Source organism: Massilia sp. S19_KUP03_FR1 (assembly GCF_036688685.1).
Classification (GTDB): Bacteria; Pseudomonadota; Gammaproteobacteria; order Burkholderiales; family Burkholderiaceae_D; genus JALYUM01.
The window spans coordinates 20,425-33,942 of the sequence record NZ_JAQQPS010000029.1; the positions used below are offsets into that span (position 1 = coordinate 20,425).

Below are 13,518 nucleotides of genomic sequence, written 5' to 3' on the forward strand. Positions count from 1 at the left end.
GTCAGGCGCTGTCCTGCATCGGGCGTAACGGCAGCACGATGCTGGCCACCATCCCGCCATCGACGCCCGCGCGCAGCGCCAGCGCGGCTTCGGCGCCAAACAGGTGCTGCAGGCGCTCGCGGATGTTGACGAGGCCGATGCCGGTGCCGGTGGTGGCCGCGCCGAAGCCGACCCCGTCGTCGGCCACGGACAGTTCCAGGCGCGCGCCGTCCTTGCAGGCGGCGCTAACGTGAATCATGCCGGGTCCCTTCTTCAGTTCGATGCCGTGTTTCACCGCGTTTTCGACCAGCGAAATGAGCATCAGCGGGGGCATGGCAGTGTCACGCAAACCGGGCGGGCAATCGATGCGCGACTGCAGGCGCGGCATGCGCGCCGTGATGATGCCCAGGTAAGCCTGCGCCGCATCGAGCTGCGAGCCAAGCGACACAAAAGGGTGCGCCTGGTCTGCGCGCAGCTGCGGGATGGTCGCGCGCAGGTAGTCGACCAGGTGATCGATCATGGCAACGCCGCGCGCCGGGTCGGACAGCATGGCCGCGCGCACCCCGGACAGGGTATTGAACAGGAAGTGCGGCTCGACCTGGCTGGCCAGGATCGCCAGGCGCATCTCCACTTCGTTGCGTTCATCCTTGTAGCGCGCCACCTCGCCGAGCAGGGCGGTATCGTGCAGCAGGCGGCGCTGGCGCAGCCACGCCACCAGGTCGAGGCTGCCGGCTAGCCACGCCAGCACCACGAACCAGATGGCCAGATTGACCAGGCGGTTCTCGCGCGCCCGTTCGACCTGCGCGGGCGTGGGCGCACGAGCGCCCTTGGCCGCTTGCCCGACGCTGGTGAGCGGCGTCAGCGCCAGCGGCACCAGGATACCAATCAGCAAGGCGAAGACGACGCCGGCCACCTCCAGTCGCGCCGGCCATTGCTGCCGGCAGACGACGACCGCCAGCGCGCGCCCGAGCGCCAGGGCCAGCGCCACCGCTAGCCAGGTCACGGCCAGGGCGAGGTACACGGCCGGCACGCGTGCCGCCGCCGGCATGACGGCGCCGATGACGCCGACGAGCAGCGCCAGCAACACCATCGGCGCAAGGAAGGAGCGCATCCGGTAGCCGAACCAGGTTGAACCAAAAATCGGATACTGGCGCGCCGTACTCGCATAGCCCGCCAGCTTGCTGGCCAGGCCGGCAGGCAGGGGTTGGTCGTGCAGCGGGCGGACGGGGTTGCGCATGCAGGTATTTTACGCGCCGGCTCAACGGGTGGTGGCGTTGATCCAGTCGCTGATGGTAGCCAGCGCCGCCGGCGCGAAGGTTTCGGCGATCTGGGCGTATTCCTCGCCCGCGCCCGTTTTTGCGGTCTGAAACAGGTGGTTCAGACCCGGCATTTCGCGGATCGTTGCGCGCGGGTTGCCCTGTAACGCCGTGCGGATGGCGGCCAGGTCCATGGCGGCGGGCACTTGCAGGTCGCGTTCGCCGTTCAGGACCAGTACCGGCTGGCGCACGGCCTGCAGGACCGGCGCCGGTTCATAGCGCATCAAGCCCACGAACCAGGGCGTGCCGAAGCGTTCGACCAGGGACGCCGCGGCGCCGGGCGGCATGTCACCGCGCTGTTCGGCGTCACCCAGGATGCGGGTCGCCTCGCGCCTGGCGCCGGCCAGGTCGGGGGCGGCCACCATGGCGGCATACAGGGTCTCGTTCAAAGCCCGTTCCCGGGCCACGATGGCCGCCGGCACGCCGCGCGCGGCGGCGAGCAGGGCTTGCTGCTCGACCAGCAGCCGCTCGCCGCGAATGCCCGGACCGGCCAGCATCACGACGAACGCCAGCGCCGGATCGCGCGACGCCAGCAAGGGCGCAATCAGGCCGCCTTCGGAATGGCCCACCGCACCGAGCCGGCGCACATCGACTTCGGCGCGCCCTCGCAGGAAGCGCACGGCCGCTTCGGCGTCGGCCGCCAGGTCGAGCATGGTGGCGTCCTGGCGGGTACCGGTGGACTTGCCGACGCCGCGCTTGTCGTAGCGCAGCACGGCGATCCCGTGGCGGCTCAGGTGGTCGGCCAGCACCAGCAGGGTTTGGTGGCCGAACACGTCGCCGTCGCGGCTGATGGGACCGGAGCCATGGATCAGGACCACCGCAGGAAAGGGGCCCTTGCCCTGCGGGACCGTGAAGGTGCCGGCCAGTGTGGCGCTGCCGGCGGCGTTGTCGAAAACGATGTCGCTGCTGGTGTACGGCAGCGGGCCGGCGGCGATGGCGTCTTCCTGCGGGCGCTGCGGCTTGAGGGCCGCTCCGGTGGTGCGGGTCAGGACGAGGGGTGCGGGGCCGCCTTGCATCCAGGTACCGTTCCAGGCCTGGTCTTTGTCGTTCCAGGTGGCGCTGTAGGTGGCCTTGAATTTGGGCAGGGCGAAGTCGATCTGGTCGGGCGTGACCACCAGCTTTTCGACCCTGGTCACCAGGTTCTGGGTCGGCACCGACAGTGTGCCTTCCCACTGGCCGTCTGCGGATCTGGTGAACTGCACGCTCACCGGCAGCGCGTTGGCGACGCTGCCGCGCCAGTATCCCTGGGCGTCTTCGGCATGCGCAGAAAAGGTCGACATGGCCAGCAAAGCAGTGAAGCGGATGAACGTCGTTTTCATGGGTGGGAAATAGGATGTTGGAATGCACCGACTCTAGCTCTGGCGTCAGCGCGGGTGCAGGTCGATGCGGTGAGCGGCCGTTTACGTGTCACGATGTCCGGTATCGCTGTCATGAAAGCGCAGGGCCAAAAAACGACCGGCAGAGATCCTTCAGCAGATCGGGAAATGTCCTTTCGACCGCTTGCCTTGCTGGCGCACCTGCGCGGGCAGCGCTACGCCTTGCCGGTCGCACGCCGGCATCGCTCCGAGCAGTATTTGACCTGGTCCCAGTCGCGTGCCCACTTCTTGCGCCAGGTGAAGGGAAGCTGGCAGTAGGCGCACAGCTTGCTTGGAAGCTCGGATTTCTTGCGCATTTTCATGGCAGCGCAGCGACGACACGTCGTCCTGGAAAAACGTGAGGTACGCGCTCCTGGTTCGGGTCCATCGTTGTTCCTGTTTTGTTCACTGCGTGATACCGGGAAGATGACCGGCAGGGAAAAGAGACGCACCACTATAAGCTGTCCGCGGTTTCTGGCGCCAGCGCAGGCGCGGCGCTGCCCAGCAGCGTGCGGATGAGCGAGGCGTGGCGCCGGTTGGTGGTCTCCTTCACCAGCGCAAGGCTGAGGACTGAAAACACCGGCACCCACGCGGCCCCGTCCTGGCGGTTCTACGCCTCGCCAGCGCGGGATTGAACTGGTAATGGCCGGTCGACAGGCGCAGGAACAGGCGCCGGTTGTAGGCATAGTCGCGCTCGACCTCATTGCGTGCCAGTACGCCACTGATGAAGGCGCGCTTCTTGCGTTCCGGCGCCAGCAGATTGGCCGGCATCGTTTCGTAAGCGGCCAGCAGCATGCCGGCATCGAAACTGCCGCGGTCGGTCCGGTCGGCGCTACCGAAGCAGGTTTTGAACAGCACCCACATCGTTCGCAGCAGCAGGTGCTCGGACTGGCGCCGGTCGATGCGTACCAGGCGCTCGCCGGCTATGACATCAATGGATGCCGGCGCCACCAGTTCGTAGACCAGGCGTTGGCCGGCGAAATGCCGGACTGCGCGTCAAGTGCCCGGATTCAAATCCTGGCGTTGACCGCTCCCGCGTACCTGACGCTGGCGGCGCTCCGGATGGGCGGGCGCGCGCGCATCGGCCAGCGCTGCGGCGGGATCTTGCGCGCCAATGAAACGGTAAATTGCCGCACCCAGCAAGGCGCCCGCGACCGGTGCGACCCAGAACAGCCAGAGCTGGTCCGTGGCCCAGTCGCCCACATACAGCGCCACGGCCGTGCTGCGCGCAGGGTTGACCGAGGTGTTCGTCACCGGAATGCTGATCAGGTGGATCAAGGTGAGCGCGAAGCCGATCGCAATGGGCGCGAAACCGGCGGGGGCGCGCTTGTCGGTGGCGCCAAGAATAATGAGCAGGAAGAAGGTCGTCATGACGATCTCGCTGATCAGCGCCGCCAGCAACGAGTAGCCCCCCGGTGAATGCGTGCCGTAGCCATTCGTGGCAAAGCCGCTGGCAAGGCTGAAGCCAGGCGCGCCGCTGGCAATGAGGTAGAGCACGCCGCCAGCCGCGATGCCGCCGGCGACCTGCGCGACGATGTAGGGAAGCAGTTTGTTGGCGGGGAAGCGGCCACCCGCCCACAGGCCAACCGAGACGGCCGGATTCAGATGGCAGCCCGAGATGGGGCCGATCGCGTAGGCCATCGTGAGCACCGACAGGCCGAACGCGAGCGCAACGCCGTGCAGGCCGATGCCGACTTCCGGAAACGTGGCGGCCAGAACGGCGCTGCCGCAGCCCCCCATGACCAGCCAGAATGTGCCAAGGAACTCGGCGCCGAACGGTTTCATCTCGCTCTCCTCAGGGAAGATGCTGCTATTCCGCCATGCCGCCGTGCGCGCGGCGGTCGACGTACATGGTGCGGCGTTCCGGGCCCAGATATTCTTGCAGTATGTTCATCTGATTGGCAGCGTCGCCGGCCTGCCGCAACTGCGGACCGCTCGCTTGCTGGCTTTCGTACCACTTGCGGACGACGGCCGCCGCGGTGTCACGCGCACCGAGTCCGAACGACAGGCCGAGCGCCAGCGCAACGGCGCCGGTAGTTGCCGTCAGCAGTATATTGATGAGCGAGGTGGCGATGCCGAGCTGGTTGATGGCCACCATGACTGCGAAGGCCCACACGGCGTACCTGGCCACTTTGGCGAGCAGGTTGGGGCGGTCCACGCCGCCTCCCGCTGCCGCCCCCTGGACCAGCTTGGCCATGGCATTCGCCGCCAGCCCGCCGATGCCCAGCACGACCAGCGCCACCACCAGGTTGGGCAGCCACATCAGGAGTTGCCGGAGAATGTCGGATACGGCGACCAGGCCTAGCGCGTCGAACGCCACGACCAGGGCAATGAGGCGGACGAACCATCTTGCGATGACGCCGAGCGTGCCGGCGGCGTCGCCCTTCACATTGCTTTTTTGTAGGAAGTCGGCCACGCCGGCGCGGTCGGCAAGGACATTGAAGCGCGCAGCGTGCAGTACCGTCACCAGCGCTTTTTCGATCAGTGACGCGATCACCCACCCAACGATGAGAATGATGGCGAAGCCGATCAAGCGTGGCACCGCGGCAAAGAACAGGGAGACCGCACCGGCGAGCGAGGCCAGCAAGGCCTCGCTCCAGTTCGTGATTTGCTGCATGTTGCCCTCCAAAATGTCGATGTGGGTAATCGGCACACCAGTGCAGTGCGTGGTAGCGGCATCGATCAAGCCACTTGAAGGTAAGACAGCGGGAGCCGTGCAAGGTTCCGTCGATTGGACCGGATGCCAGGCGCCGGCTTTACCGCACGAACGACATCGAATGGAATTTCTCTTGAAGAAATTTGCCGTTGACGACCAGCGCCTCGGCGTCATCCCGGAACACGCTGTCGGCCATCTTGCGCAACTGCGCATCGAGTAGCGCGAGTTGTTCGAGCAGGAGTTGCTTGCAGGTCTTGCCCTGGTCGACCACATGCAGGTTGGCAAAGGCGGTCGGCAGGCGCGCGTAGTTGTGCACCGTCTCGGGCAGGTCGCGTGTCACGGCGTTGATCAGCGCGGCGGCCGTGTCGATTGCCATGCCGCCCTCGGCCAGCCTGGGCGCCAGCGCCGCCACCGTTTGGCCAATCGCCTGCAGCAGCGCGATGGCCTCGCGCGGCAGCGCTTTGCGGCTATCGTCCAGCAGGCGGGCCACGCTGTCGGTCAGGTTCGCCTGCGTGGCTGCCTGCTGCGCTTGCGCTTCGTGTTGGCGGTTGGCCGGCATGGCCAGGTAGCCGACCCCGTACAGGCCGGCGACAATCGGCAACCACCAGTCGTCGAACAGGCCGCCGAACCAGGCGCCCAGTCCGGCCAGGGCCAGGATCGACCCGGCCAGGTTGCGGTCGCCATAAACAAACAACAGCAAGCGCTGGCGCAACGACATTGGCGGCATTACTGGTAACCCCGGACTTCCTTGAAGATCGCCTGCAGGTTCGATTTGCGGCTGTCGAAGCTGCGCCCACCGGTCAGCTCGGCGATGCGCTGCATCTCGCGCTGGTCGGCCTCACCGAATACGATGGGGAACAGCTTGATGCCCTTGTCGCGCGCTGGCAGGGCGCCATACCATGCCACGAAATCATTGATGTTGCTACCCGCCGAGTTCTGCCCGTCCGTCATCAGAACCACGGAATAAAACCGCGCCGGATCCTGGCGGCGGCGCGCAATCGCGGCCATATACGCATCCCTGAGCGCATCGTAAATGGCGGTGCCGCCGTCGGCGTCGAGGGCGCGCACGCGCTGCGACACGCGTTGCAGCGCGGCCTGGTTCGATGCCGCATCGCTGCCCATCTCGAACGTTTCCAGCCGTTCCGGCGCGCTGGAGAAGGGCAGCAGGTAGATTTTCTCGCGGTTGCGAAAGCGCGCGAAGCGGCCGCTGATGCTGGCGTCTGCGCCGGACAGGCCCAGCATGGCCGTACGCAGGTCGGCGATGCGCGCGCCCTGCATCGAACCGCTTTTATCGAGCACGAAGGTGGAGTCGGTCGGCAGGCGCAGATTGTTGTCGAAGCTGGCCAGGATGGCATCGACCACCGCCAGCCGGGCCGGGAAGGGCAGCTCCACCAGGGCCTGGGCCGGCTGGCCCGCCACCTGCACGTCCGGGTTCACCGGACGGCGCAGCGTGGCCGCCGCCATGGCCTGCTGAAAGGGCTTGTCGCGCAGGTAGGCGGTGACCTTGTCGTAGGCTGCCCGTTTCGCAGGGTTGACCAGCATGATCGGGTAATCGGCCGTCACGATGCCATCACGTGGATAGATCAGGACCAGTTTTTCGGCCAGCTCCGGCCTGGCATTGAGCGACAGCAGCGTCGAGGCGTAGTTGATCAGGCCGTCGACCTGACCCGGTTCGCGCAGGTAGGCGTCGGCCAGCCAGCCCGAGCTCCCGGCCGTCAGGCGCTGGGCCTGGAAGAAGGCGGCCAGGCGTTTTCCATCGATATCTTTCTCTTCCAGGGCGTCACCGGTGCCGGACAGCGCGGCAGCCAGGCCCAGCAGCCCCGAAAAGCCGGAGTTCGAGGACGACGGGCTGGTCATGCCGAAGGTGAACTTGCCCGCGGCCGCAGCCTGGGCAATGTCTTTCCATGACACATCCGGCTGCTTGTCCCAGCCGAGCGCGTGCGCCTTGCTCTGTTTGATGCCCAGCACCACGGGGGTGAGCATGGTCTTTTCCGACGCCAGAATGCGCGCGCGCACGCCCGGCATCAGCATGGCGTAACGATTGCTCGCCAGCCAGGCTGCATCGACGGCTTCGTTGCCGTTCAGGCGCTCCACCGCATCGAGCGTGCCGGCATACGTCAACGCCAGGCGCACGCCCGTGGCCCGCTCCACCTCGGGCAGCAGCGGCTCGATATCCTTTAGCTCGGAGCCGGCCAGCACGGTCAAGGTTTGCACGTTGTCGGTGGCGGGCGCATCGGCGGGCCGCTTGCAGGCCGCCAGCAGCACCAGAGCGGCCAGCAGCAGGGGCAACAGGCGCCGCACCTTCACAGCGCCACCGGGCCCGGATTGGCCGCCTGGGCCCGGTTCAGATACTGTTCCGAGCGGTCGATCTGGGCTTGCATCAGCGCGTTGTTCTGGCCCATCACCGTGATGGCGGCGCTGCGGAAATTGTCCATCGCATCCATGGCCTTGAAGGTGTTGTCGAACATCTCCTGGATTTTTTCAATGCCGATCATCGGGTTCTGCGCAAAGGCGCCGGTCTTTTCGACATGCGTGCCGAGCTGGCGCGACGTTTCCGTGACCAGGTCGCCGATGGTGGCGCTGACGCCGCCCAGCATTTCCATCACCTGGATCTGGTTGCCGGTTGCCCTGGCCACGGTTTGCGCCGTCGCCAGCGCCGACATGCCGGTGGTAGCGATGCGGTTGCAGCCATTGACCATTTCGCGCGCGGTTTTTTTCAGCACGTCCATGGCCAGGTAGCCGTTCACGTTGACCGCCATCTGGGTCTGCATGTCCTGCAGGTTCTGGCGTGCGTAAAACAGCACTTCCTGCTCGATGGCCCTGGCGCGCAGCGGGTCGCTGGCCTTGAGCGCGGCGACCTGGGTGGCCAGCTGCTGGTCCAGCACGCCGGCAAAATGGATCGCGCCTTTCAGCTTTTGCATGGCGTCCCACAGTTTGCTTTTGACTTGTTCAATTTCCGCCGCGTCGCGCTGCATGTCGTCGCGCGCCGCGTAGATCTGCGCCATGATGCTTTGCAGGTGGGTGCCGGCCGACTGGAACTTGCGGAAATACGCTTGCAGCTTGTTGCCGTAGGGGATAAGCCCCAACAGTTTTTGCGGCTGCAGCAGATCGCCCTGCTTGCCCGGGTTGAGCTCGTCGAGCAGGGTGCGCATGCGGTTGATCGACTGGAACGACGCCGCGTCTTCAATGCCGGTGAAATTGCGCGCCATGAAGCGGCCCGTCATCAGGCTGGCGGCGCTGGAAATTTCTTCGCGGCCCAGGCGGAATGCGGCATCGAGCTTGGCGCGGAAGGCATCGCTCTGGGTGTCGTCGGTCAGTAAACCCTGCGCAAACGCCTGGGCCTGCGCCGCCACCGCGGCGGCGCTGGCGGGCGCCAGCGGCACCAGCTCGGGCGCCTTGTCGTCGGGCACCAGGGTCAGCACGTCGGGCGGGGTGAGCATCTGCTCGGCAGTTGCTTGCGTGGTACCGGACATGGTCAGCCTTTCAGGATGGTTTATTGCAGCTTCTGTTCGATGGCGGCGATCATGCGTTCGAGCAGTTCCAGGTTGGGTGGCTCGATCACATCGACCAGCACCGGCGGCGCGTCGAGTTTCTTTTCTTTGAGGAAGGCGCTGAAGTGGTCCGGCACGGCCGTGCGATAGCCATGGCGTACTGCCAGCCTTTGCAGGTCGGGGTCGCTGGCCAGCGCCTGGCCCAGCTTGTGGCCCTGCTCGGTAAACGGCACGACGATATGCTTGGTATAAATGGTCGGTTGCGGATACAGCAGGACCATGTCGGGATTGGGCTGCGCGCGTTGCGACTGGAAGGCGAGGAACTGGCTTTCGTAGACAATCACCAGTGGCGCTTTGCCGATGCCCATGGTGGTGTAATCGTCGAACGGCCCGGCGGAGCTGCCTTCCTGCAAGCCCTGGCGCACGAACAGGGGCGCCACCAGGGGCATGACCTGGTTCACTTGCGCCACGTTCTCGACCACATTGTTGTCGTTCGCAATGTAGCTGGCCAAGCTCAGGAACATGGCGGCCGAGTTCGACTTGCGCACATCGGTGGAATTGATCAGGATGCTCTTGCCGGTCGCGTACACGGTGTTGCCTTGCAGGTCGCGCCAGCGCGTACCCTTGCCGATCAGGTCCAGCAGCCGCTTCATGTCGACAATATAGAAGCTCCCCTCGTGGGCCCTGACGATGCCTTCCCGTTCCAGCAGCGGCACCAGCTGGCGCCAGGAGGCGACCGCAATCGGCGTGAAAAAGGTGGAATAGGTTTGCTTCGCTTTCGACTTGGTCTGCAAGGCAATGGCAGCGGGCAGTCCGGCCGGATAAGCAAAATCGTAGCCCTTGAAATCGCGCGCCGCAATCTCGCGCGAGCCGACTTTTTCGATGCTCACGCGCAGCGCGTATTTTTTGCTCAGGATGTCCTGCACCTGGGGATCGAGGAAGAACGATTCTTTCTCGGAGCCGATCATGCCCTTGATGTCGACGACGGCGGCGGCAGCCATGGTGGCCAAACGCTGGTCGGCCTTGCGGTGGGCGGAGATGTAAATGGCAGAGCCAATGCCGGCGGCAAGGCACAGCGCTAGCAGGGGGGCCAAGATGCGTCGAATTTGCACGCGTTCTCCATCCACGTTATATCAATGCGCTTGATCATACACACAATGAACATCGGGCTGTAACCGGCGTGCCAGGCAGTTGTTGCGTTTTAATGCACGCTGGCCTTGATGTCATCGCGTTGTCATATTGACACCCCAACATCGGCACGTCCCCTATAGAGGAGCAAATCGATGTCCGCAATCCCCTCAAAGTACCCCCGCACCATGCTGCTCGCCAGTATCGTTGCCACCTTGCTGACAGCCTGCGGTGGCGACAATAGCGCCTCGCCCCTCAAAACGCTCGACGGCAAGCCGCCCCTGGTGGTGGCGCACCGGGGCGCGGGCGGCTACCTGCCCGAAGAAACCGTGGAAGCCTATGCCATGGCCATCAGCATGGGCGCCGACGCCATCGAGCCGGATGCGGTCTCGACCAAAGACGGCGTGCTGATCGCCCGTCACGATCCCAACCTGGCGTTCAGCACGGACGTGGCCGACCATCCCGAATTTGCCGGCCGCAAGCGCAAGATGAGCGTGGACGGAGACGTGCAGGACGGCTGGTTCGCCAGCGACTTCACGCTGGCCGAAATCAAGACCCTGGGCGGCGTGTCGACCGATGCCGAGCGTCCGCAGCAGTACAACGGCAGGTACAAGATCGCCACCATCGGCGAAGTGATCAACCTGATCAAGCAAAGCGGCAAGCCGATTGCGCTGTACGTGGAAACCAAAAACCCCAGCTTCCATCGCCAGATCGGTCTGCCTCTCGAAGACAAGTTGCTGACGCTGTTGACCGGGGCCGGCTGGGTCGACCGGAGTGCGCCCGTGTTCATTCAGTCGTTCGAGCCGGGCAGCCTTAAATACATGCGCAGCAAGGGTTCGACCCTCAAAATGGTGCAACTGATCGACGCCGACGATGTCGACCTGAAGACCGGTGCACTGACCTACGCGGCCCCGTTCGACCGCCCGTATGACTGGGCCGTGGCGGGCGACAAGCGTCTGTTCAGCGACATGGTGACGCCGGCCGGCCTGGCCGAGATCAAGACCTACGCCGACGGCATCGGGCCATGGAAACGCTACATCGTCAGCGTCAAGGGGAAGGTTGGTACCGACGGCAAGGTCGTCGATGTCAACGGCGACGGCAAGGTGAACGAGAGCGACGCCACCAGCTTGCCATCGAGCACCCTGATCGCGGATGCGCACAAGGCGGGGTTGCTGGTGCATCCTTACACCTTCCGCAACGAACAGCGGCGCCTGGCGGCCGACTACAAGGGCGACCCCAAGCAGGAATACCGGCAGTTCTTCGCCCTTGGCGTCGATGGGCTGTTTTCAGATTTTGCCGACACGGCCCTGGTGGCGCGCGCGGCGTATCTGAAGGAAGCCGGTTATTGACTGGTTAGTTTGTCGCCGCGCACACGTGATTACGGGGCTGGCTGGCTGACGGTGTTCTTCTCAAGCGTAACCGCGGTCTGGGCCAGCAGGCGTCCATTGACGGATGCACCGGTTTTCACGGCGACCAGCGTCTTGGACAGCACGACACCTTCAAAGTGGGCCGTTGTGCCGATCGACACTGCGCCGGCTGACTGCCAGAAAACGTTCTTTGCGAGGGCGCCGCCAGTGAGCGTGACACGGGTTGCGCTGGCCTGGTGGATGCCGCCTGAAACCTGGAAAATCCAGACGTCGTTCGGACCGCCCGCCAGTTTCACGTCGGTCGAGATCTTGACATCGGTCCCCCATTTGTACAGGCCCGGCACCAGCGTCCGGCCACCGATTTCGCCGGAACCGAGCTCGGTAAAGTCAGGGCGGACCCGGCCAGCCGCATCGGTGTAGGCGGTTTCCATATCGCTCACTGCCGCAGTGAGCAAGGTGGCGGCTGTCACGCTGCATGGCAACGGACCGGCGGCGTCGACGGTGTAGAGAATGCCGGCGGCGATCTCGCCACAAGTGAGGCCAATTGCCGCGCCCGTAATCGGGCTGGCACCGACATCGCCGGTAATGACAGAGGCATACACATCAGTAATACCCGTTTTGCTCAGAAGTGCAAACGTCCCCGCCGAGCCCAGCTTGACCGGTGCCTGAACCTGCGACGCCGTACCCGCGTTCGCGCTACCCGTCGCCGCCAGCAGGGCGCTCAGGATCGTTGCCAGCACGAGGGCGTGTGGCTTGGTCTGGAATGGGTTCATGGTGTTTCCTTTGTATTTTTTTGCGGATCCAGAGCCTGGTTTTTCAGGGCAGAGTGGAGGCGCCGGCGCTGGGGCCGTTGGCATGACAGTTGGTTATACCGTTCCGCACGGAAATTGGCGGGTGCGTTGGCGCACATAGTTACAACAGTTACAAAGGAAGTGGGATGCCGGGGCCGAGCGGCCGGTCAGGTGGCTGGTTGAATTGCGCGCTTCTTGTGCATGTCAACGCTAGCCCCACCCAAAAAACGCAGGCCCAGAATAATCAGTGTTCAAACCGCGAAGGGTGGGGAAGGAGCTGTTCCAGTGTGTCGCCTATGCGCCGCAGTTGGTGCGCGTCCGGCGCAGCGTTGTCGCTGGTGTCGTTGATGCAAAAAAAGTCCAGCTTGCCGAAGCGGGCGCACAGCTCGCCGAATTGCTCGGCGGCGTCGGCTGCGCCGCTTGACAGGTAGGCCGACGCGCTTTCGCGCACGATCGCGCGGCCAAGGTGCACCATCCAGCGTGGCACCAGGTCGGGGATCAGCGGCGGCACCGCCCACGAACGGAATACGGTGCCGCGCACGGCGTGGAACAGTTCCGGTGCTTCTTGCTCGAGCTGGCGCATTGCGCTGACCAGCATCGGGCGCGGCGAATGGGCGAAGATGCGCGGAACGTGACGGTAATGCGGGTCGCTCGCGGACAGCCATGCGCGCGAGAGCAGCGACGCGTTCACCAGCGCGCTTTCATGCGGCTGGGGCGCGGGGTAATCGGGCAGCAGTGCCGCTTCCTTGAAGACTGCCAGGCCGGCCTCGGAGAACCACCATGCAGCGTCGAAAGGCGCGCCGAGAAACACGTCGTCATTGAAGTAGATAAAGCGTTCGGACAGGCCGGGCAGGTGGTGCAGGTAGGTTTCTATATGGCCGGAGTCGAACACCGGCAGCGCGGCCGCCGGCATCAGGGTACGGTGGTCGACGACGCTGACGCCAGGTCCAAGTCCAGGTCCCGTGCGCAGCCAGGCTGGGCACTGGCCATCGGTCACGATGTGCACATGCCCGTGTTCCGGGAAAAAGCGCTGCAGCGCGCGCAGGTTGTAGCGCAATTCGCCATTGTCGCGGTAGCGGCCTGACACGTCGCCGAAGCGCGCCGCGCCGGCATTAGCGCCGCTGCGGGCCTGCGCTGCGCTGCGCTTCGCTTGCCAGTGCGGATCGGCGCCGTCGACCCACAGGTAGACGACGTCGATGCGATCGGCATCTGGCGGCGTCATGTCGTCCTGGCCCAGGCCGTGCAGCCACGCGTTGTGCGCGGCAGTTCAGCGCGCAAACGAGGGTGCATAGTCACGCTTGTGAACATCATGGAATTCTTTTGCAATCAAATAATCGACGATTGTAGTGAAATTCGGCAATTATTTGTGCTTGATGAATATATTTTTGCGGGACAAGTCTCGGCAGGGGCAGCGGTAGTACCACGCTCACCGGGC

Annotated in this window: 13 protein-coding genes; 1 reads left to right on the top strand and 12 read right to left on the bottom strand. The window is 64.8% G+C overall.

The window, feature by feature from the left end; all coding sequences use genetic code 11:
* Position 1: 1 nt before the first annotated feature.
* The 10 genes from V6M87_RS24315 to V6M87_RS24360 all read right to left on the bottom strand — a co-directional run bounded on the left by V6M87_RS24315 (position 2) and on the right by V6M87_RS24360 (position 9,909).
* Entirely contained in the window at positions 2–1,216 is a 1,215-nt protein-coding gene (locus tag V6M87_RS24315) for a sensor histidine kinase (protein WP_332879255.1), read from the bottom strand.
* Between the two features lie 21 nt (positions 1,217–1,237).
* Entirely contained in the window at positions 1,238–2,614 is a 1,377-nt protein-coding gene (locus tag V6M87_RS24320; protein WP_332879256.1) for an alpha/beta hydrolase family protein, read from the bottom strand.
* 212 nt (positions 2,615–2,826) lie between these two features.
* A complete protein-coding gene (locus V6M87_RS24325) occupies positions 2,827–2,973 on the bottom strand; it encodes a DUF2256 domain-containing protein (RefSeq protein ID WP_332879257.1) in 147 nt (48 codons plus the stop codon).
* A 226-nt stretch (positions 2,974–3,199) separates the two neighbouring features.
* On the bottom strand, positions 3,200–3,601 hold the full coding sequence (locus V6M87_RS24330; protein ID WP_332879258.1) for a hypothetical protein: 402 nt from the start codon (positions 3,599–3,601) through the stop codon (positions 3,200–3,202).
* A gap of 45 nt (positions 3,602–3,646) precedes the next feature.
* Complete coding sequence (gene aqpZ, locus V6M87_RS24335) at positions 3,647–4,435, bottom strand: aquaporin Z (protein WP_332879259.1); 789 nt, start codon at positions 4,433–4,435, stop codon at positions 3,647–3,649.
* 25 nt (positions 4,436–4,460) lie between these two features.
* The gene (locus V6M87_RS24340) at positions 4,461–5,267 is read right to left on the bottom strand and encodes a mechanosensitive ion channel family protein (protein ID WP_332879260.1); all 807 of its coding nucleotides are present in this window, start codon (positions 5,265–5,267) and stop codon (positions 4,461–4,463) included.
* 139 nt (positions 5,268–5,406) lie between these two features.
* Positions 5,407–6,033, bottom strand: coding sequence for a hypothetical protein (locus V6M87_RS24345; RefSeq protein WP_332879261.1), 627 nt, complete (start codon positions 6,031–6,033; stop codon positions 5,407–5,409).
* Positions 6,033–7,607 (bottom strand): substrate-binding domain-containing protein, encoded by a 1,575-nt coding sequence (locus V6M87_RS24350; RefSeq protein ID WP_332879262.1) that lies wholly within the window; start codon positions 7,605–7,607, stop codon positions 6,033–6,035. The genes V6M87_RS24345 and V6M87_RS24350 overlap by 1 nt, the downstream gene beginning before the upstream one ends.
* A 2-nt stretch (positions 7,608–7,609) precedes the next feature.
* The gene (locus tag V6M87_RS24355) at positions 7,610–8,779 is read right to left on the bottom strand and encodes a toxic anion resistance protein (RefSeq protein WP_332879263.1); all 1,170 of its coding nucleotides are present in this window, start codon (positions 8,777–8,779) and stop codon (positions 7,610–7,612) included.
* Positions 8,780–8,799: 20 nt separating this feature from the next.
* Positions 8,800–9,909, bottom strand: coding sequence for a hypothetical protein (locus tag V6M87_RS24360; RefSeq protein ID WP_332879264.1), 1,110 nt, complete (start codon positions 9,907–9,909; stop codon positions 8,800–8,802).
* Between the two features lie 171 nt (positions 9,910–10,080).
* On the opposite strand from V6M87_RS24360, the gene V6M87_RS24365 reads away from it, so the two are divergent.
* Positions 10,081–11,274: a glycerophosphodiester phosphodiesterase gene (locus tag V6M87_RS24365; RefSeq protein ID WP_442920637.1), complete on the top strand. Its 1,194-nt coding sequence runs from the start codon at positions 10,081–10,083 to the stop codon at positions 11,272–11,274.
* Between the two features lie 29 nt (positions 11,275–11,303).
* Here V6M87_RS24365 and V6M87_RS24370 read toward each other — a convergent pair whose 3' ends face one another.
* Positions 11,304–12,065 (bottom strand): ice-binding family protein, encoded by a 762-nt coding sequence (locus tag V6M87_RS24370; protein ID WP_332879265.1) that lies wholly within the window; start codon positions 12,063–12,065, stop codon positions 11,304–11,306.
* Between the two features lie 262 nt (positions 12,066–12,327).
* Positions 12,328–13,305, bottom strand: coding sequence for a Stealth CR1 domain-containing protein (locus V6M87_RS24375; protein ID WP_332879266.1), 978 nt, complete (start codon positions 13,303–13,305; stop codon positions 12,328–12,330).
* Positions 13,306–13,518: the final 213 nt, after the last annotated feature.

Coding starts and splice junctions, on each gene's coding strand:
- V6M87_RS24315 (WP_332879255.1), bottom strand. CDS start 1,216: ATGCGCAACCCCGTCCGCCCGCTGCACGACCAACCCCTGCCTGCCGGC.
- V6M87_RS24320 (WP_332879256.1), bottom strand. CDS start 2,614: ATGAAAACGACGTTCATCCGCTTCACTGCTTTGCTGGCCATGTCGACC.
- V6M87_RS24325 (WP_332879257.1), bottom strand. CDS start 2,973: ATGAAAATGCGCAAGAAATCCGAGCTTCCAAGCAAGCTGTGCGCCTAC.
- aqpZ (WP_332879259.1), bottom strand. CDS start 4,435: ATGAAACCGTTCGGCGCCGAGTTCCTTGGCACATTCTGGCTGGTCATG.
- V6M87_RS24340 (WP_332879260.1), bottom strand. CDS start 5,267: ATGCAGCAAATCACGAACTGGAGCGAGGCCTTGCTGGCCTCGCTCGCC.
- V6M87_RS24345 (WP_332879261.1), bottom strand. CDS start 6,033: ATGCCGCCAATGTCGTTGCGCCAGCGCTTGCTGTTGTTTGTTTATGGC.
- V6M87_RS24355 (WP_332879263.1), bottom strand. CDS start 8,779: ATGTCCGGTACCACGCAAGCAACTGCCGAGCAGATGCTCACCCCGCCC.
- V6M87_RS24365 (WP_442920637.1), top strand. CDS start 10,081: ATGTCCGCAATCCCCTCAAAGTACCCCCGCACCATGCTGCTCGCCAGT.
- V6M87_RS24370 (WP_332879265.1), bottom strand. CDS start 12,065: ATGAACCCATTCCAGACCAAGCCACACGCCCTCGTGCTGGCAACGATC.
- V6M87_RS24375 (WP_332879266.1), bottom strand. CDS start 13,305: ATGACGCCGCCAGATGCCGATCGCATCGACGTCGTCTACCTGTGGGTC.